Below are 18653 nucleotides of genomic sequence, written 5' to 3' on the forward strand. Positions count from 1 at the left end.
GCTTATGTCTGATCTTAGTCATCGACAGCCGATCGCGGTCACCATGGGTGACCCGGCCGGCGTCGGCCCCGAAGTCACGGCCCGCGCCTGGGCGGCGCGCCGCGAACATGACCTACCCCCTTTCGTTGCCATCGGCGACGCGGCGGCCATTGCCGCCGTCTGGGACGGCCCGGTTGCGCGCGTCGGCGATATGGACGAGGTCGTCCGCGCCTTTGGCGACGCCCTGCCCGTCTGGCATCTCGAGGACAGCGGCCCGCTGACCCCCGGCGTACCGACGGCGGCAGGCGCGACCTGCGCGCTCCACGCGCTCGAGACAGGGATCGGGCTGACCCGTAACCAGGCAAGCTCGGCGCTCGTCACCGGGTCGGTGTCGAAATATGCCCTCCACGGCATCGGCTATACGCATCCGGGGCAGACCGAATTCATCGCCGAACGCTGCGGCGTCACCGCGACCAACGCGGTGATGATGCTCGCGGGTCCGACCCTCCGGGTCGTACCGCTGACAGTGCATATCCCGCTATCCGAAGTACCCGAGCGGCTGACGATCGAGTTGATCGTCGCCAAGGCGCGGATCGTCGCGCGCGGGCTCAAGCGCGATTTCGGGATCGAGGCGCCGCGCATCGCCCTCGCCGGGCTCAATCCCCATGCGGGCGAGAGCGGCCAATTGGGAAGCGAGGAAGAACGCATCATGACACCGGCGATCGCGCAGCTCGCCGAGGACGGGGTCGTCGTCGAGGGTCCTTTCGCCGCCGACAGCCTGTTCGCACCTGCGGTTCGTGCCAACTATGACGCTTTGCTCTGCCCCTATCACGACCAGGCGTTGACGCCGTTCAAGGCACTGCATTTCCACGACGGGGTCAATCTGACGCTCGGCCTGCCGATCATCCGCACCTCGCCCGACCATGGCACCGCGTTCAACATCGCCGGCACCGGCGCCGCCGATCCGGGACCGACGATCGCCGCGATCGCGATGGCGGCAGAGCTCGCCGCCGCGCGCGAGCGCAGCTACGCGCCGGCGAAGTGACGGTCCAACCCCAGGTTCCGCTGCCGCCGCTTCGCGAAACGGTGCGCGCCCACGGCCTGCAGGCGAGCAAGGCGCTGGGACAGAACTTCCTGTTCGACGAACAATTGCTCGATCGCATTGCGGCAATTCCCGGGGATCTGGACGGCGCCACGGTGTTCGAGGTGGGGCCGGGCCCCGGCGGGCTGACACGCGCGCTGCTGCGCGCGGGCGCGAAGGTGATCGCGGTCGAGCGCGACGACCGCTGCCTGCCTTTGCTCGCCGAGCTGGGCGACGCCTTTCCGGGGCAGCTGACGGTGATCGCCGACGACGCGATGGCGATCGACGTCGACGAGCTGACCGGCGGTGCTCCCTACCATATCGTCGCCAACCTCCCCTATAATGTCGGGACCGCGCTGTTCACGCGTTGGCTGGAGCCCGCGGCCTGGCCACCGCGCTGGCTGTCGCTGACGTTGATGTTCCAGCTCGAAGTTGCGGAGCGCATCGTGGCGCCGGTCGGAACAGACGCCTACGGGCGGCTCGCGGTTCTCGCCCAGTGGCGCTCGACCGCCAAGATCGCGATGAAAGTCCATCGCTCGGCCTTCACCCCGCCGCCCAAGGTGATGTCGGCGATCGTCCATGTGACGCCCGCCGATCAGCCCGAAGGCGTCAATCCGAAGCTGCTGTCGAAGCTCACCGAAAAGGGGTTCGGCCAGCGCCGCAAGATGCTGCGGCGGAGCCTGAAGGGCGTCGAGGGAGCGGTTGCCGCCGCCGAGGCGCTCGGGATCGAGCCGACGCGGCGCGCGGAAACGGTCAGCGTTGGCGAATGGGTCGAGCTGGCGCGGAAACTCGGCGCCTGAATCAGTTCTGGTTGCTGGTCGTCCCTACGGTGGCGACGGGCTTCGGCACCAACACTTCGGCGGCAACGACACGCTTCGACGCGCTCGATGCGATCGTCTTTTCCAGCGCGGCGACCTGCGGGCATTTCTCGCCGCACACGCGCTGCGCCTCGGCCAGCTTTTCGCGAGCGAGTTCGAGTGCCCCCTTGTCGGCGAGCGCCTCGCCTTGCCCGGTCAGCGCGACGATATCATTGGGCTCGAGGACGAGCGCCTCGCGATAGAGGCCGATCGCCTTGCCCGGCAGCCCCTGCGCGCGCGCGACCTGCGCCAGCGCGATGATCGCCGAACGGTTGCGCGGGTCGGCGGCGAGCGCCGATTCATAATAACCGATCGCGGCGTCGAGGTCGCCGGCGTCCTGCGCCTTATGGCCTTCCTGCTGGAGCGCGATCGAGCGCGGGAAGATGTCGTTGTCGGCGCGCTGCGCGTCCGATGCTGTGGGCAGGCTGGCGAGGATCAAACCCGCAGTAAGAGCCAAAAAGCCGACGCGCATCGCATTCTCCCATCGCTTCATTGCAGGCGATGCTAACATGGCGCGGTCAACCGTGCGAGAAAAAATCCGTCGCAGCCGTCGCGCGCCGGAGTCAGCAGAAAACCGGCCCCTGCGGCGCGGCCGATGTCGTCCGGCAGATAGCCGGCGTCGACCGTCCAGCCCGGATGCCGGTTCAGAAAATCGTCCACCTGTGCCCGCCCCTCGCGCGTGATGATCGAGCAGACAGCATAGAGAAGTTTGCCGCCGGGCGCCACAAGATCGGCGCCGATGTCGATCAGCTTCGCCTGTTCGGCGAGGTGGCGTTCGAGCCGCGCGGGGGTCAGGCGCCAGCGCAGTTCGGGACTGCGCCGCCAGGTGCCGCTGCCCGAACAGGGGGCGTCGACGAAGACATGCGTCGCCTTGCCGCGCCAGTCGGCGAGCATGTCGGCCTCCTCGCCGGGATTGAGCAGCCGCGTTTCGATGCGCGTTGCCCCGGCGCGTTCGGCGCGTGGCGGCAGCTGCTGGAGGCGCGCGCGGTTGGTGTCGCACGCGAGGATATCGGCGTCGTTTCCGGTGAGCGAGGCAATGGCGAGCGTCTTGCCGCCCGCGCCCGCGCACAGATCGACGATCCGCGCGTCTGTCGTAGCACCGAGCGCGGCCGAGGCATATTGGCTCGCGGCGTCTTGCACCTCGAACTGGCCCTCGGCGTAGGCGGGATGCTGCACCGCGGCGGTTTCGGCCGGCAGGCGCCAGCCGTCGGGCGCGCCCACGATCGCCTCGCCCTCGGGGAAAAGCGCCGCGAGATCGTCGCGCGACGCCTTGATACGATTGGCGCGCAGATCGAGCGGCGCGCGGGCAAGCATGGCCTCGCTTTCGTCTTCGCCGACGAGCGGGTCGAACAGGTCAATCAGCGCCTGCGCCGCGAGTCCGGCTTCGGCACGCGGTTCATCGTCCGCGATCGGCGCGGGACCGTAGGAAGATCCGTCGAAGAGGTCGGCAAGCCCGGGCTGCGTATCAGCGAGCGCGAGCATCGCGGCGCGGCCCGAAGCGGGCGCCGAGCGTACGGCGCGGATCGCGTCATAAACATGGCCGCGGATCGCGCGGCGGTCTTTCGACCCCGCATAGCGGCGCGCGCGCATCGCTTCGGCGAAGATCGCGTCAGCGGGCGCCCCGCCCTCGCGCGCGGCGGCCGCGATGGCATCGAGAATTTCGATCGCGGCCTGAACGCGCGCTGCGGGTGTCATCGCCCGGCCTCAACCGGCCGGATAGTTCGGTGCTTCGCGCGTGATCGCGACGTCGTGGACATGGCTTTCGCGCAGGCCCGCGTTGGTGATGCGCACGAATTTCGCGCGCTCGCGGAAATCGTTGAGCGTGCGGCTGCCGGTGTAACCCATGGCCGCCTTCACGCCGCCGACCATCTGGTGGATGACGTCCTTCGCGGGCCCCTTGAACGGGACCTGGCCCTCGATGCCTTCGGGGACCAGCTTCATCTGGTCCTTGATATCCTGCTGGAAATAGCGGTCGGCCGAGCCGCGCGCCATCGCACCGACGCTGCCCATGCCGCGATAGCTTTTATAGGTGCGGCCCTGATAGAGGAAGGTTTCGCCCGGCGCCTCGGCCGTGCCGGCGAGCATCGAGCCGACCATCACGCTCGACGCACCTGCTGCAAGCGCCTTGGCAACGTCGCCCGAGGTGCGGAGGCCGCCGTCGGCGATTACGGGAACGCCCAGCTTCGCCGCCGCCTCGACGCTGTCGAGAATCGCGGTAAGCTGCGGCACGCCGACGCCCGCAACGATGCGCGTCGTGCAGATCGAGCCCGGACCGATACCGACCTTCACGCCGTCGGCGCCCGCGTCGATCAGCGCGCGCGTCGCGTCGCCGGTGGCGACATTGCCCGCGAGCACCTGGACGCGGTTCGACAATTTCTTGATGCGCGCGACGGTCTCGCCGACGCCCCTGCTGTGGCCGTGCGCGGTGTCGACGACGATCAGGTCGCATTCGGCCTCGAGCAGCGCCTCGGCGCGTTCGACGCCGCTGTCGCCGGTGTTCGTCGCCGCGGCGACGCGCAGACGGCCGCTGGCGTCCTTCGTCGCGTCGGGGAAATTGACCGCCTTTTCCATATCCTTAACGGTGATCAGGCCGATACAGTGATAGTCGTCGTCGACGACAAGCAGCTTCTCGATGCGGCGCTGGTGGAGCAGCTTGCGCGCCTCGTCCTGCCCGACCCCGGCGCGGACGGTCGCGAGGTTCTCGGCGGTCATCAACTCGCGCACCGGCTGGCCGGGGTTGTCGGCAAAGCGCACGTCGCGGTGGGTGAGGATGCCAACAAGCTTGCCGCCGGTCTCGACGACGGGGATGCCCGAGATGCGGTGCTGGTCCATCAGCGCGGTCGCGTAAGAGAGCGGCGCATCGGGGGTGATGGTGATCGGGTTGACGATCATGCCGCTTTCGAAACGCTTGACCTGACGTACCGCCGCAGCCTGTTCCTCGACGGTCAGGTTGCGGTGGAGCACGCCGATGCCGCCGATCTGCGCCATCAGGATCGCCATGTCAGCCTCGGTCACCGTATCCATCGCCGACGACAGGATCGGGATGTTGAGGTTGATTTCGCTCGTGAGCTGGGTCGACAGGTTCGCGTCCGACGGCAGGATATCCGACGCGCCGGGCACCAGCAGCACATCGTCGAAGGTCAGGCCGGTGATGATTTCCATGGGTGCCACTTTCTGCTGCGGGCGGCGCCTGTCCCGGTTTTCCGGGCGGCACACGCGATTCGTTTGGTGGCGGCCCATGTAACCAGTCGCGCGCGGGCGCGCCAGTGGGTGACGAACGATTATTTCGCGTGGTGCGGGATCAATGGCGGGAACACAGAAAAGCGAAGCCGGAAGCCGAAAAATGTAACCGGTTGCATTGCCCCGGACCGCTCGTTAGACCGCTGCGCATACCATAGTTTCGGCGAAGAGGATATTCCGGATGAACGTGCCCAGCCAGGCGACCACCCCTAGCGGCGGTCGCTCCAACGCGATGGCGGCCTTTGCCGCGGTGACCGTTTTGTTTTTCGCCTGGGGCTTCATTACTTCGCTGATCGATCCACTCGTCGCCGCGGTGAAGGGCATCTTCACGCTAAGCGACGCAGAGGCCCAATTGTCGGCCTCGGCCTTCTTCATCGCCTATGGCCTGATGTCCTTTCCCGCCGCCGCGCTGATCGCGCGCTTCCATTCGGTGCCGTCGATACTGACCGCACTGTCGACAATGGTCGTCGGCTGCCTCGTGATGCTGGCCGCCGCGAACCTCGCGATTTACCCGCTCGTCCTTGCAGGCCTCTTCATTCTCGCGAGCGGCATCACGATCCTGCAGGTCGCGGCGAACCCGCTCGCGGCGGCGCTAGGCGATCCGAAGCGCAGCCATTTCCGCCTGACCTTCAGCCAGACCTTCAACAGCTTCGGCACCTTTCTCGGCCCGCTGATCGGCGCGCATCTGTTCCTCGAAGGCGTCGAGGTCAAGGAAGGCACGGTGGTCACCGAAGCCGTGCGTGCACAGGCGCTTGCGGGGATCGATTCGGCCTATTTCTGGATCTGCGGCCTGATCGTCGCGCTGCTGCTGTTCTTCTGGGTCAGCCGCCGCATCGTCAACGAAGCGGTGCCGCCCGCGCCGATGGGCAGCAACGCAAGCATGGGCGAACTGATCCGCGAGGCTTTGTCGTCGCGCTGGACGCTGCTCGGCGGGCTGGCGATCTTCCTCTATGTCGGCGCCGAGGTCGCGATCGGCACGCAGATGGCGCTGTTCCTAAACAGCGATGCGATCTGGGGACAGTCCGACGCCGCGTTCGGCACGTTCGGCTGGATCATGGGCAGTGACGGCGTTCCAGGCGTTTCGTTGCAGGAAGCCGGCAAGGCCGTGGCGCTCTACTGGGGCGGCGCGATGGTCGGCCGCGCGATCGGGTCGGTGCTGCTTGCGCGCTTCTCGGCGTCGAAGATGCTTGCGACCTTTACTGCCATCGCGGCTTTGCTCTGCCTCTATGTCGTTGTTGTCGGCGGTGTGACCGCGGGCTTCGTGGCGCTGTCGATCGGCCTGTTCAATTCGATCATGTTCCCGGTGATCTTCACGTTGACGCTCGAACGCTCGACCGCGCGCGCCGAAGCGACGTCGGGGCTGCTGTGCACCGCGATCGTCGGCGGGGCGGTGATCCCCTATTTCATCGGCCTGCTGTCGGGCTCGGTCGGCTATGCTGCCGCGCTGATTCTGCCGGCCGCCTGTTATGTCGCGCTTTGCATCTTCGCCATCGCAGCGGGGCGGGCGCCGGCGCGGCAGGCGAGCGCGGGCGCGACCGTTCACTAAAGGCCTGAAGAAAGAGGGGGCCATGGCCGGGCTGTCGATCCGCGATGCACGCAAGAGCTTCGGTGCCACCGAGGTTCTGAAGGGCGTGTCGATCGACGTGGCCGACGGCGAGTTTACGGTGATCGTGGGCCCCTCCGGATGCGGCAAGTCGACGCTGCTGCGGTCGGTAGCGGGGCTGGAGGAACTGACCGGCGGCAGTATCGTCATCGGTGACCGCGATGTCACCGGCCTGCCCCCGTCGGAGCGCGGCATCGCGATGGTGTTCCAATCCTATGCGCTTTACCCGCATCTGACGGTGCGGGAGAATATGGCGTTCGGGCTGAAAATCGCGAAGGCGACCAAGACCGAAATAGATGAAGCCGTGCAGCGCGCGGCGGAGATTTTGAATATCGAGGCGCTGCTCGACCGCAAACCCGCGGCGCTGTCGGGCGGGCAACGCCAGCGCGTTGCGATCGGCCGCGCGATCGTGCGCCAGCCGCAGATTTTCCTGTTCGACGAACCGCTGTCAAACCTCGACGCCGATTTGCGCGTCCGGATGCGCTACGAATTCGCGAGCCTGCACCGCCAGCTCGGCACGACGACGCTGTACGTCACGCACGATCAGGTCGAGGCGATGACGCTCGCCGACCGGATCATCGTGCTGCGCGACGGACGGATCGAGCAGGTCGGCACGCCGCGCGAGCTCTACGCGCGGCCGGCGAATATATTTGTCGCGCAATTCCTCGGCACGCCGCGAATGAATATCCTGTCCGCAACGGTAGCCGAGGGTGGCCGTGCGACGCTGGGAGACGGGCGCAGCATCGCCCTGCCCCCGCTTGCGGCGCCGCTGGCCGCCGGCACACCGCTGTCGATCGGTATCCGGCCGGACGATATCATTCTCGGCGACGCTCCGGGCGCGCTGCCCTTTACAATCCGCTTTATCGAGCGGCTTGGCGGGCTCGCGACGCTGCATCTGGGCGGACGCGAAGGCGACGAGCCGATCGCTTGCCAGTTGCGCGACGACGGCAGTCTTGGCGAGGGTGACACGATCTTTGCCGCGCTACCGCCCACCCGACTGCACCTGTTCGGCGCGGACGGTCAGGCGTTGCCGAAGGCGGGGGAATGACCTTGCATTTGGCCAGTGTAACCGGTTACGTTGTGAACGTTTCCGCGCCCGGCAAGGATGAAAATAGAGAGTCGCAACAGCGACTTGGCGCCACATGAGGGAAAGGGGCCCGACGGCATGGCTACATTGAGGGACGTCGCCCGCGAAGCGGGGGTTTCGGTGGCGACGGCATCGCGGGCGATCAACGGGCTCGGCAACGTCACCGCGCCGACGAAGGCCGCGGTGATGGCGGCGGTCAAGAAGCTGAATTTCGTACCCCACAGCGGCGCGCGCAGCCTCACGCGGCGCAAGACCGACACCGTCGGCGTCATCCTGCCCGACCTGTTCGGCGAATTCTTTTCGGAGATCATCCGCGGCATCGACCTCGTCGCGCATGAATCGGGAATGCATCTGCTGCTCGGCAATATGCACGGCAGTACGCACGAAACCGCTGCGGCGATCGCCGCGATGCGCGGGCGCGTCGACGGGTTGTTGGTGATGCCGCCCGACCTGAAGCCCGAACTGCTCGCCGATTATCTCGATCCGGCGCTGCCAACGGTGCTGCTCAATTACGACGCGGGCTCGCTCGACCTGCCCTTTGTGGCGGTCGACAATTATCAGGGCGCCTATGCGATGACCGAGGCACTGCTCGCGCGCGGCGCGCGGCATGTCGTGCATATCGCCGGGCCGAAGCATAACCGCGACGCGCGCGACCGCCAGCGCGGTTTCGTCGATGCGATGACGAAGATCGGGGGCGTGCGCAATCCGGCGATCCTGCCCGGCGATTTCTCGGAAGAAAGCGGTGTGAAGGCCGCGCAGTTGCTCGTGCAGGGACAGCTGCCCGCCGATGCGGTGTTCGCCGCGAACGACCAGATGGCGGTCGGACTGATCGCCGGGCTCGCCGAAGCGGGCAAATCGGTGCCGGGTCATGTCATGGTCGCGGGGTTTGACGACATCCCGCTGGCACGCCACCTCAATCCGTCGCTGTCGACGATGCAGGTTCATATCGACCGGCTGGGTTCGACCGCGATGATGATGTTGCTGCGCATCCTGCGCGGCGAGACGCTGGGCAGCGCGAGCGCGACGATCCTGACCCCGGCGCTGATCGCGCGCGGGACAACCGCGGTGGCGGCCCAGGCGATGACTGCGCAGCCATGATGTGCGCGGGCGCCCGATGGAGGTAACGCGGCGCCAGATGACGGGCGCGCTCGCGGCGCTGCCTCTGCTCCCCGCGCTTGCTGCATGCGGCGCGCGCAGCGACGGTGCGCTGACCGTCTGGGCGATGGGCAATGAGGCGGCCAGCCTGCCCGAATTGCTGAAGATCATCGGCTGGCCGGCAAATGCGCCCGCGATCGAGGTTCAGCCCTTGCCCTGGACCGCAGCGCACGAAAAATTGCTCACCAGCTTTGCGGGGGGATCGCTGCCCACGGTCGGGCAGGTCGGCAACAGCTGGATCGCCGAGCTTGCCGCGATCGGCGCGATCATGCCGGTCCCCGAACGCGCGCTCGCGCTGCTCGACGACCAGTTCGGCGCGGTCGTCGAAACTAACCGCATCGGGGGCGTGGCGTGGGCGATCCCCTGGTATGTCGACACGCGGCTGCAATTCTACCGCAAGGATCTGTTCGCGCGCGCTGGATATGATGCGCCGCCCGCGGACTGGACCGGATGGAAGACGGCGCTCCACAAAGTGAAGCGTCAGGCCGGCACGGGCAATTATGCGCTCCTCTATCCACTCAACGAATATGAGCAGCTGACGACGCTCGCGCTGTCGGCGGGAGCCCGCATGCTGCGCGACGATGGCGCACGCGGCGCCTTTTCGGACCCCGAATTCAAGGCCGCGCTCGCCTTTTACAAATCGCTGTTCGACGAGGGGCTGGCGCCGGTCGCGGCGATGGCCCAAATCTCCAACGTCTGGGACGAGTTTGCGAAGGGCTATTTCAGCCTGTTCCTGTCGGGCCCCTGGACGATCAGCGACCTGAAGAGCCGCCTCACCCGCGACAAGCAGAACGATTGGGCAACCGCCCCAAACCCCGGCCCCGACGGCATCGGATCGGCGGCACCCGGCGGATCGAGCCTGGTCGTGTTCGCGGGCCACGATCATGGCGATGCCGCATGGGATCTGGTGTCGCGGCTGATGGCGCCCGCCGCGCAGCTGAAGTTCCAGCAACTCACCGGCGACCTGCCTGCACGGAGGTCGGTTTGGACGAAAACCGGGCTTGCGGGCGACCCGATCGTCGCGCCTTTTGCGACGCAACTCGACCACGCAACCCCGCTGCCCAAGGTGCCCGAATGGGAACGCATCGTCACCGAAATGCAGATCGTCGCCGAGCGCATGGTGCGCGGCGAGTATAGCGTCGACGCGGCGGCGAAAGAGATCGACGTCCGCGCCGACCGCCTGCTCGAAAAGCGGCGCTGGATGCTCGATAAAGGACAGGCGCGGTGAGCGCCGTCGGCCGGGTCAGCGAAGCGCGCGCGGGTTGGGCGATGTCGTCGCCCGCGCTTGCGGCGATCATCCTCTTCTTCGTCCTGCCGGCGGTCGCGTCGCTGTTTTTGAGCTTCACCGATTTCGACATCTATGCGCTCGCCGACATCGGCAATCTGCGCTTCGTCGGCTTCCAGAATTACGAAAGACTGATCGGTAACCCGCTATTCTGGAAGGCGGTGACGAACACATTGCTGTTTGTCGGCTTCGGCGTGCCCTTCATCGTCGCGCTGTCGCTGTTCGCCGCGATGCTCGTCAATTCGCGTTGGCTCAAATGGAGCCCAGTGTGGCGCGTCGCGCTGTTCGCGCCCTATGTAACGACGCTCGTCGCGACCGCGGTGGTGTGGCGCTATCTGCTCCACACGCGCTACGGCCTCGTCAATTACCTGCTCTCTCTGTTCGGCATCGCGCCGATCGACTGGCTCGGCGACCCCAATGCGTCGCTGCCCGCGATCCTGATCTTCGTCGGGTGGAAGACTTTCGGTTATAATATGATCATCTTCCTCGCCGCGCTCCAGACGGTGCCGCGCGAGCTCGACGAGGCGGCGCGGATCGATGGGGCGAACTGGTTCACGCGGCTCCGCCACGTCACCCTCCCGGCGATTGCTCCCACCGTGCTGCTGGTGTCGGTGCTGACCGTCGCGGGGATGTTCCAGCTGTTCGCCGAACCCTATGTGATGACGCAGGGCGGCCCCGCGCAGTCAACCGTCACCATCCTCTATTTCATGTACGAGGAGGGGTTCAAATGGTGGAACCTCGGATCGGGCGCGGCGGTCGCATTCCTGCTCTTCCTCTGCATCCTTGCGGTGACGTTGGTGCAGCTGCGGCTCGCGAGACGGAGCGGTGCGATATGAGCTTGCGCCGCTGGTCCGTAACCTTGCTCGCCGCCTTCGTCGCGCTGGTGACGATCGCACCCCTGCTCTGGATGCTCTCGGTCAGCTTCATGGCGCGCGGCGAGGCGTCCGCCTTCCCGCCGCCCCTGCTGCCGAGCGACCCCAGTCTCGACAATTACCGCATATTGTTTGGCAGCTTCGGTATCGGGCGCTTCCTGCTCAACAGCCTGCTGATCTCGACGCTCGCGACCGCGCTTGCGCTGCTCTTCACCATCCCGGCGGGTTACGCCTTCGCCAAGCTGCGCTTCAAGGGGCGCGACGCGACCTTTCGCCTGCTCGTCGCGGCGCTCGTCGTGCCGGGGCAGATCGGGATGTTGCCTTTGTTTCTCGAACTCAAGGCGATGGGCCTCGTTAACAGCTATGCCGGCGCGCTCGTGCCTTGGCTCGCGGGCATTTTCGGCATCTTCCTCGTCCGCCAATATTGCCTGTCGATCCCCGACGAGATGCTCGAGGCGGCACGCATCGACGGGGCTAGCGAGGGACAGATCCTCCGCCGTATCGTCCTGCCGATCCTGACCCCGATCATCGTCACGCTGGCGCTGTTCGTGTTCCTCGGCAGCTGGAACGATTTCATGTGGCCGCTGATCATCCTCGCCGATCAGGATCTCTACACGCTGCCCGTCGCGCTCGCCGCGATGAGCCGCCAGCATGTGCAGGACAATGAGCTGATGATGGCAGGCGCGGTCGTCACCACCCTGCCCGTGCTTATCCTCTTCCTCGCGCTCCAGCGCTTCTACCTCACCGGCCTCCTGACCGGGAGCGTCAAGGGATGACCCAATCAACCAAGGACAGACGCATGACATATTGGACCGCGGCGTTGCTAGGGCTTGCGCTCGTCGCTGCTCCGGCTGCCGCGAAGACGAAAGCCGCTCCGCCAGTCGAGGGGCAGACGCCGCAGCAGCCGATCGAGGCGGGCAACTATCCCTATCAGCTGTTCGTGCCAAAGGGCTATCTGACCGACACGGCGAAGCAATATCCGCTGCTGATCTTCCTCCACGGGTCGGGCGAACGCGGCGACGATGTCGCGAAAGTGAAGGTCCACGGTCCGCCGAAGATCGCCGAGCGCGACCCCGCCTTCCCCTTTCTCACCGTATCGCCCCTGCTTGGCACCGATCAGGACTGGGACATCGAGAAGCTCGACAAGCTGGTCGACCATGTCGCCAAAACCTATCGCATCGACCCGGCGCGCGTGTACCTGACCGGCCTCAGCCGCGGCGGCCATGCCAGCTGGCGCTGGGCGATCGCCGAGCCGAAACGATTTGCCGCGGTGACGGCGGTTGCCGGACGCGGCAATCCGGGCGAGGCGTGCCGGTTGATGGACTTGCCCGTCTGGGCGTTTCACGGCGACCGCGACGACGTCGTCGTCCCCGAAGGCAGCTTCGACATGGCGCGCGCGATCCGCGCGTGCGGCGGCCGCAAGGTGCGCCTGACCATCTATCCCGATCTCGGCCACAATGCCTGGGACCCCGCCTATGACGACCCGGCGCTCTACGCCTGGTTGCTCGAACAGAAACTTCCCTCCCCAACGAATACCGACAAGGACAAAAAATGAGCAAGAGTGTCTTCCCCGACGATTTCCTTTGGGGCGCGGCGACCGCCGCCTATCAGATCGAGGGATCGCCGCTCGCCGATGGCGCGGGCGCGAGCATCTGGCAGCGGTTCAGCCACGATCCGCGGCTGATGGCGGTGAAGGGCGACACGGGCGACGTCGCGTGCGATCATTATAACCGCATGCCCGCCGACGTCGCGCTGATGAAGGAACTGGGGCTCAAGGCCTATCGCTTCAGCGTCAACTGGGGCCGCGTGCTGCCCGAAGGGATCGGGCGCGTGAACGAGCCGGGGCTGGATTTCTATGAGCGTCTCGTCGACGAACTGTTGAAGAACGACATCGAACCGCTGCTGACGCTGCACCATTGGGATTTGCCCGCAGCGCTCGACGACAAGGGCGGCTGGCTCAACCGCGATATCGCCAGCTGGTTCGCCGACTATGGTTCGGTGATGTACCGCCGCCTCGACGGGCGGGTGAAGAAATGGGTGACGCTCAACGAGCCGTGGGTGATCACCGACGGCGGCTATCTCCACGGCGCACTCGCGCCGGGGCACCGCAATTTGTTCGAGACGCCGATTGCGAGCCATAATCTGATGCGCGCGCACGGCGCGGCGGTCGAGGCGTATCGCAGCGAAGGCGCGCATGAAATCGGCCTCGTCGTCAACATCGAGCCCAAATATCCGGCGAGCGACAGCGCCGAGGACATCGCCGCGACCGCGCGTGCACACGCCTATATGAATCGCCAGTATCTCGATCCGGCACTCAAGGGCAGCTACCCCGCCGAACTCGCCGAGGTGTTCGGCGAAGCCTGGCCCATATGGTCCGCCGAGGACCTCAAAGCCATCAACCAGCCGGTCGATTTCATCGGCATCAATTACTATACGCGCAACGTCGTGAAGGCCGACCCGCACCAGTGGCCGGTCGGCGCCTCACCGGTGCGGCAGAATGCCACGCACACGACGACCGACTGGGAAGTCTATCCGCCCGCACTGACCGACATGCTCGTCTGGTTCCGCGACACCTATGGCGACATTCCTGTCTATATCACCGAGAATGGTGCCGCCTTCTACGATCCGCCAAAGGCCGGGCCCGACGGGATCGACGATCCGCTGCGCTGCGATTACCTCCGCACCCATATTTCGGCGATCGGCGACGCGATCAGAAAGGGGGTCGACGTGCGCGGCTATATGGCCTGGTCGCTGCTCGACAATCTCGAATGGTCGCTCGGCTTTTCGAAGCGGTTCGGGATCGTGCATGTCGATTATGAAACGCAGGTTCGTACGCCCAAACGCAGCGCGCGCTTTTACAGCAGCGTGATCGCTTCGAACGGAGGAAACCTCGGATGACCCGCAAAATCCTGGTGCTCGCGGCGGCACTGCTTGCCCTGCCCGCCGCGGCGAAAGACCGTGCCGACCATTATGAGGCGATGACCTATAACATCCGGCTCGACGTCGCATCGGACGGCGACAACGCCTGGCCGCACCGGCGGAGCGCCCTTACCGCCCTCGTCGCTTATTACGCCCCCGACCTCGTCGGCATGCAGGAGGTGCTGAAACATCAGAAGCAGGCGGTCGAGGCCGACCTACCGGCCTATCAATTCGTCGGCGTCGCGCGCGACGACGGCAAGGACAAGGGCGAATTTTCGCCGCTGGGGTTCCGTCGCGACCGCTTCGCGCTCGTCGGATCGGGGACCTTCTGGCTGTCGCCGACCCCCGACGCCCCAAACAAGGGATGGGACGCCGCGCTCCCCCGCATCGCGAGCTGGGCACGGCTGAAGGACAAGGCTTCGCTACGTATGCTGCTGGTTGTGAACACCCATTTCGATCATATCGGCACGACAGCGCGGATCGAAAGCGCGAAACAGATTCGCCGCTGGATCGGCGACAATCGCAAGGCCGGGGAGACGGTGGTGCTGATGGGCGACTTCAACAGTCCGGCGACGAGCCCTGCGCATGGCGCAATCGTCGACGATACGCCCGGCCAGATCGCGCTGCACGATACGCTGGCGATCAGCCGTACCCCGCATTTCGGCCCGCTCGGCACCTTCACCGGCTTCAAGATCGAACAGCTCGACCCTAGCCCGATCGACCATATCTTCGTCAATGAAGGCGTGACGGTGCTGCGCCACGCGACGCTGACCCAGCAAACCGGCGGGCGCCTGCCCTCCGACCATTATCCCGTGCTCGCCGACCTTTGCGTCGGCAAGGGCTGCTGAAAATGCGATGGGGGCTGGCAGCGCTGCTTGCGGTGCTGCTGGCCGCCTGTTCGGCTAATCCTGCTCCTGTGCCGCCGCCCGCCGCCCCGGTCGCAGCGCGAACCGCGACCGAACTGGCGACGGGATGGCAGTTCCGTTTCGACGATACCCTGACGCCCGAAGCCGCGGCGGCCCTGGCAGATACAGATTGGCAGACGGTGGCCCTGCCCCACACATGGAACCGGCTGGGCGAATATCGCATCGGCCGCACCGACGCGACCGACAACCGCCAAGGCAAGGGCTGGTACCGTCTGCGCCTCGACGGCGCGACGCTGCCCGTGAGCAAGCGTCATGTCATCGAATTCGACGCCGTCGGCAATCTCGCCGACCTATGGGTAAACGGCCGCCATGTCGGCAGCCACGCCGGCGCCTTTTCGCGCTTCCGCTTCGATGTCACCGATTTCCTCGACCCGGCGGGGCCAAACACCATTCTGCTCCGTGCCGACAATAGCGCGCCCGTTAGCGGCAGCACGACCCAGCATATCGTGCCGCTCGACGGCGATTTCTTCATCCACGGCGGCATTTATCGCCCCGCGCGCCTGCTTCATGTTGCGCCAAGCCACATCGCGCTCGACGACCATGGCGGACCCGGCGTCTATGCGACGCCGACGATCGTGGGCGGCGCGGGCAAGCTCGCCGTGCGCGTCAAGCTGACCGGCGCAATCGCCGGACAAAGCCTTGTCGCGGTCCTTCGCGACGGCGCGGGGCGGACGGTGGCCGAAGGCACGACGCCGCTCACGGCGCGGCAGGGCGAGGTCAGTTTAAGGCTCGATGTCGCCGCCCCGCGGCGTTGGAACGGGCGCGTCGATCCCTATCTCTATCGTCTCGAAACGCGGCTGGCGGACGGTAGCGGTACGATCGACAGCGTCACCGTCCCCGTCGGCTTTCGCGAATTCCGTGTCGATCCGAACACGGGCTTTTACCTCAACGGCAAGCAGCTTCCGCTCCACGGCGTATCCCGGCATCAGGATTATCTGGGCAAAGGATGGGCACTCGCGCCCGAGGATCATGCGCGCGACATGGCGCTGATCGCCGAAATGGGCGCAAACACCGTCCGCTTCGCCCATTACCAGCACGCGCCCGACTGGTTCGATCTTGCCGATCGCGCCGGCATGGTCGTCTGGGCCGAGGTGCCCTTCGTCAACCGGCCGTCGAACGATGGTTCGCCGGGATCGACCGAACTGGTCGCCAATGCAAAGGCGCAGATGGTCGAACTGATCCGCCAGAATTACAACCACCCCTCGATCGTCACCTGGGGCATCGGCAACGAGGTCGACCTCGACGTCGTCACCGGGCGCGCTCCGCCCGCCACCGACGCGCGCCCGCTGCTGCGCGAACTCAACACGCTGTCGCATGCCGAGGACCCGACACGCCCGACCGTGCTCGCCGACTGCTGCGAAGCGACGCACGAGGGCGCGGTTCCGGCCGGCGAGCGGCCGCGCCAGCCGGTGCTGACCGGCATTTCCGACCTGATGGGCTATAATCGCTATTATGGCTGGTATTACCGCGACGTCTCCGACCTCGGCCCGCATCTCGACCGCATGCACGCGCGCTATCCGGCGATCCCGATTTCGGTTAGCGAATATGGCGCCGGCGGCGCGCTCAGCCAGCATGTCGAGGACGGGGCGAAGCACAAGATCGCCCACGCCAGCCGGATGCATCCCGAGGAATTCCAGAACTGGTACCACGAACAAACCTGGCCGCAGCTTCGCGATCGGCCCTATCTATGGGCCAACTGGATCTGGAACATGTTCGATTTCTCGTCGAAGATCCGACAGGAGGGCGACGCCACCGACGTCAACGACAAGGGGCTCGTGACCTATGACCGCAAGGTCAAGAAGGACGCCTTCTTCTATTATAAGGCCGAGTGGTCCGACGCGCCCGTCGTCCATATCACCAGCCGCCGCTGGACTGTACGCACCGAGCCGCTGACGAAGATCAAGGTCTACAGCAACGCGCCCGCCGTCGCAGTGACCTTCAACGGCAAGCCGCTCGGCGACATCGCGTGCGTGGAAAGCATCTGCGAGGTCAGGGATATCCGCCTCACGCCGGGCGCGAACCGCGCCGTCGCCACGGCGCGCTTCGACGGCAAGGATGTGAGTGACGCGGTCGACTGGACGCTGATCCAGCCATAAACGGCTTGGCTATTCCTTCGCCGCGTCGAGCCAGCCGCCCTCGAAACCGATGCGCTTGAGCCCCCGCACAATATGCGGATTCTTGCGCATTACCTTCCACACGAAGCCGCTGCGGTGATTTTCCATCATCGCGAGGATCGGCCCCTGATCGATGCCGAGATAGTCGTTCGCGACCCAGCCGTGGACCGGATCGACCTTTCCGTCGGATGATAGCACGCCGGCAAAAGTGAAGCTGGGGTTGAACGCGTCCTTGAAGCCATAGCGGGTATAAAGCCGCTCACCATATTGCGTCCGCATCGCCATCAGCGCCGGGATCGCCACCTCGGGGGCAAAGGCGACCGAGCCGCCCGCCGCGGTCGGGACGACCGTGCCGTCGTCGACAACGCGGATCGCGCTGACCCCGCGCGCCGTATAGCCGTTAAACGCGCGCGGGGTGCCACTCACACTATATTTCCCTTCCGAATATCCGGGCCCGTCGGACGCGGTCCAGCCCCAGATGTCTGCGCTGTATCCCGCCCATTTGTTCGGGTTTTCGGCGCCATAGGCGCGCTGTGCCAGCGTCGCGCGACGGCTGTTTTCGAAGTAATCGATGCCCTTGCCGCGCATGAAATCGTCGCGGATGCCGCGGAAGTCGACCCAGACGTGACTATACTGGTGCCCGAACAGCGGCTCGAACTGCAGATGCTGCTGTCCGTAATAGCTGCCCCAGTCCTTTTCGAGGTCGGCCGCCCACCCCTTGTCCCACGCGTCCTTGCCGACGGGGTGCGTCGGCGAGCCCAGCGCGAGGATATAGACGAGCATCCCCTCGTTATAGCCGATCCAGTCGTGCGGTTCCCAACCGGCTTCGGGTTTCCAGCCCATCGTGATGCCGTGCGAATTCGGCTGGTTCGTCGCCTGCGTTCCGGTCGTATTGCGCTGCGCCCAGCGCCAGTCGACGCGCGTGTAGATTTTCTCGGCCAGGTCGCGGATCTCGGCTTCGACCGGATCGCGCCGGTCATAATAGCTTTGCGCAAACAGCACTCCGCCAAGCAGCAGGCTGGTGTCGACGGTCGAAAGCTCGACGTTCCGGAAGCGCGTTCCATCGTCATTTTTCAGGAAATGATAGAAAAAGCCCTTGTAACCGGCCGCGCCCGCAACGTCGGGGCCCTGCGGTGCCGTCCAATAAAAGCGCAGGCAATCGCGCGTGCGCTCTGCCGCCTCGGCGCGCATCACATAGCCGCGTTCGGCGCCGATGCCATAAGCGGTGAGCGCGAAGCCCGTCGCGGCGATCGACGAAAAGGGATTGCTCGGCCAGCGATCGGGCGCGAGACACCGCTTGGTATCGGTGGTGTCCCAGAAATAGCGGAAGGTGCGCTCGCTCAATTCTTCCGAGAAAGCCGCTTCGGTCATCGGCGGCAGCGTCGCGGCCGGGGTGGCGGCCGACGGCGCCGGGGTGGCGGCGCAAGCCGCCGTCAGCGCGAACAGGGGCAGGAGCGATGCCCCGATACGAAACGACATTCGATACTCCAAAAAAGTGAGGCGCCCGGCCTGCGGGAGGGGGTGCGGGCCGGGCG

Annotated in this window: 16 protein-coding genes; 12 read left to right on the forward strand and 4 right to left on the reverse strand. The window is 66.0% G+C overall.

All coding sequences use genetic code 11. The annotated features are described in order from the left end of the window. Window positions 1–4 precede the first annotated feature (4 nt). Together pdxA and rsmA are read left to right on the forward strand one after the other, a co-directional pair. Complete coding sequence (pdxA, locus tag GGC65_RS05725; protein WP_192646279.1) at window positions 5–1024, forward strand: 4-hydroxythreonine-4-phosphate dehydrogenase PdxA; 1020 nt, start codon at window positions 5–7, stop codon at window positions 1022–1024. After that, window positions 1021–1860: a 16S rRNA (adenine(1518)-N(6)/adenine(1519)-N(6))-dimethyltransferase RsmA gene (gene rsmA, locus GGC65_RS05730; protein ID WP_318780123.1), complete on the forward strand. Its 840-nt coding sequence runs from the start codon at window positions 1021–1023 to the stop codon at window positions 1858–1860. The genes pdxA and rsmA overlap by 4 nt, the downstream gene beginning before the upstream one ends. A 1-nt stretch (window position 1861) precedes the next feature. Here rsmA and GGC65_RS05735 read toward each other — a convergent pair whose 3' ends face one another. The 3 genes from GGC65_RS05735 to guaB are packed head-to-tail and all read right to left on the reverse strand — an operon-like array spanning window position 1862 to window position 5079. Continuing rightward, complete coding sequence (locus tag GGC65_RS05735; RefSeq protein ID WP_225940687.1) at window positions 1862–2410, reverse strand: tetratricopeptide repeat protein; 549 nt, start codon at window positions 2408–2410, stop codon at window positions 1862–1864. An 11-nt stretch (window positions 2411–2421) separates the two neighbouring features. Further along, on the reverse strand, window positions 2422–3612 hold the full coding sequence (locus GGC65_RS05740) for an RsmB/NOP family class I SAM-dependent RNA methyltransferase (protein ID WP_192646280.1): 1191 nt from the start codon (window positions 3610–3612) through the stop codon (window positions 2422–2424). 9 nt (window positions 3613–3621) lie between these two features. Then, window positions 3622–5079 carry an IMP dehydrogenase gene (guaB, locus tag GGC65_RS05745; protein ID WP_192646281.1) on the reverse strand — a complete coding sequence of 486 codons (1458 nt, stop codon included), beginning with the start codon at window positions 5077–5079 and terminating at the stop codon, window positions 3622–3624. 259 nt (window positions 5080–5338) lie between these two features. Here guaB and GGC65_RS05750 point away from each other — a divergent pair, with 259 nt between their 5' ends. From GGC65_RS05750 to GGC65_RS05795, 10 genes are all read left to right on the forward strand, one after another. Beyond that, on the forward strand, window positions 5339–6703 hold the full coding sequence (locus tag GGC65_RS05750) for an MFS transporter (RefSeq protein ID WP_225940688.1): 1365 nt from the start codon (window positions 5339–5341) through the stop codon (window positions 6701–6703). A 22-nt stretch (window positions 6704–6725) separates the two neighbouring features. Then, on the forward strand, window positions 6726–7808 hold the full coding sequence (locus tag GGC65_RS05755; RefSeq protein WP_192646282.1) for an ABC transporter ATP-binding protein: 1083 nt from the start codon (window positions 6726–6728) through the stop codon (window positions 7806–7808). Between the two features lie 117 nt (window positions 7809–7925). After that, the gene (locus GGC65_RS05760) at window positions 7926–8945 is read left to right on the forward strand and encodes a LacI family DNA-binding transcriptional regulator (protein WP_192646283.1); all 1020 of its coding nucleotides are present in this window, start codon (window positions 7926–7928) and stop codon (window positions 8943–8945) included. A 1-nt stretch (window position 8946) separates the two neighbouring features. Continuing rightward, entirely contained in the window at window positions 8947–10230 is a 1284-nt protein-coding gene (locus GGC65_RS05765; RefSeq protein WP_318780124.1) for an extracellular solute-binding protein, read from the forward strand. After that, on the forward strand, window positions 10227–11123 hold the full coding sequence (locus GGC65_RS05770; protein WP_318780125.1) for a sugar ABC transporter permease: 897 nt from the start codon (window positions 10227–10229) through the stop codon (window positions 11121–11123). The genes GGC65_RS05765 and GGC65_RS05770 overlap by 4 nt, the downstream gene beginning before the upstream one ends. Further along, the gene (locus GGC65_RS05775) at window positions 11120–11935 is read left to right on the forward strand and encodes a carbohydrate ABC transporter permease (protein WP_192646284.1); all 816 of its coding nucleotides are present in this window, start codon (window positions 11120–11122) and stop codon (window positions 11933–11935) included. Before GGC65_RS05770 ends, GGC65_RS05775 begins: the two co-directional genes overlap by 4 nt. Window positions 11936–11958: 23 nt before the next feature. Then, the gene (locus GGC65_RS05780) at window positions 11959–12714 is read left to right on the forward strand and encodes an alpha/beta hydrolase-fold protein (RefSeq protein ID WP_192646285.1); all 756 of its coding nucleotides are present in this window, start codon (window positions 11959–11961) and stop codon (window positions 12712–12714) included. Beyond that, window positions 12711–14057 carry a GH1 family beta-glucosidase gene (locus GGC65_RS05785; RefSeq protein ID WP_192646286.1) on the forward strand — a complete coding sequence of 449 codons (1347 nt, stop codon included), beginning with the start codon at window positions 12711–12713 and terminating at the stop codon, window positions 14055–14057. Before GGC65_RS05780 ends, GGC65_RS05785 begins: the two co-directional genes overlap by 4 nt. Beyond that, window positions 14054–14926 carry an endonuclease/exonuclease/phosphatase family protein gene (locus GGC65_RS05790; protein WP_192646287.1) on the forward strand — a complete coding sequence of 291 codons (873 nt, stop codon included), beginning with the start codon at window positions 14054–14056 and terminating at the stop codon, window positions 14924–14926. The genes GGC65_RS05785 and GGC65_RS05790 overlap by 4 nt, the downstream gene beginning before the upstream one ends. Before the next feature lie 2 nt (window positions 14927–14928). After that, window positions 14929–17100 carry a glycoside hydrolase family 2 protein gene (locus GGC65_RS05795; RefSeq protein WP_192646288.1) on the forward strand — a complete coding sequence of 724 codons (2172 nt, stop codon included), beginning with the start codon at window positions 14929–14931 and terminating at the stop codon, window positions 17098–17100. Between the two features lie 9 nt (window positions 17101–17109). On the opposite strand, the gene GGC65_RS05800 is transcribed toward GGC65_RS05795, so the two are convergent. After that, entirely contained in the window at window positions 17110–18597 is a 1488-nt protein-coding gene (locus tag GGC65_RS05800) for a glucoamylase family protein (RefSeq protein ID WP_192646289.1), read from the reverse strand. Window positions 18598–18653 lie beyond the last annotated feature (56 nt).

The sequence above is a fragment of the Sphingopyxis sp. OAS728 genome (assembly GCF_014873485.1).
In the GTDB taxonomy this organism is placed as follows: domain Bacteria; phylum Pseudomonadota; class Alphaproteobacteria; order Sphingomonadales; family Sphingomonadaceae; genus Sphingopyxis.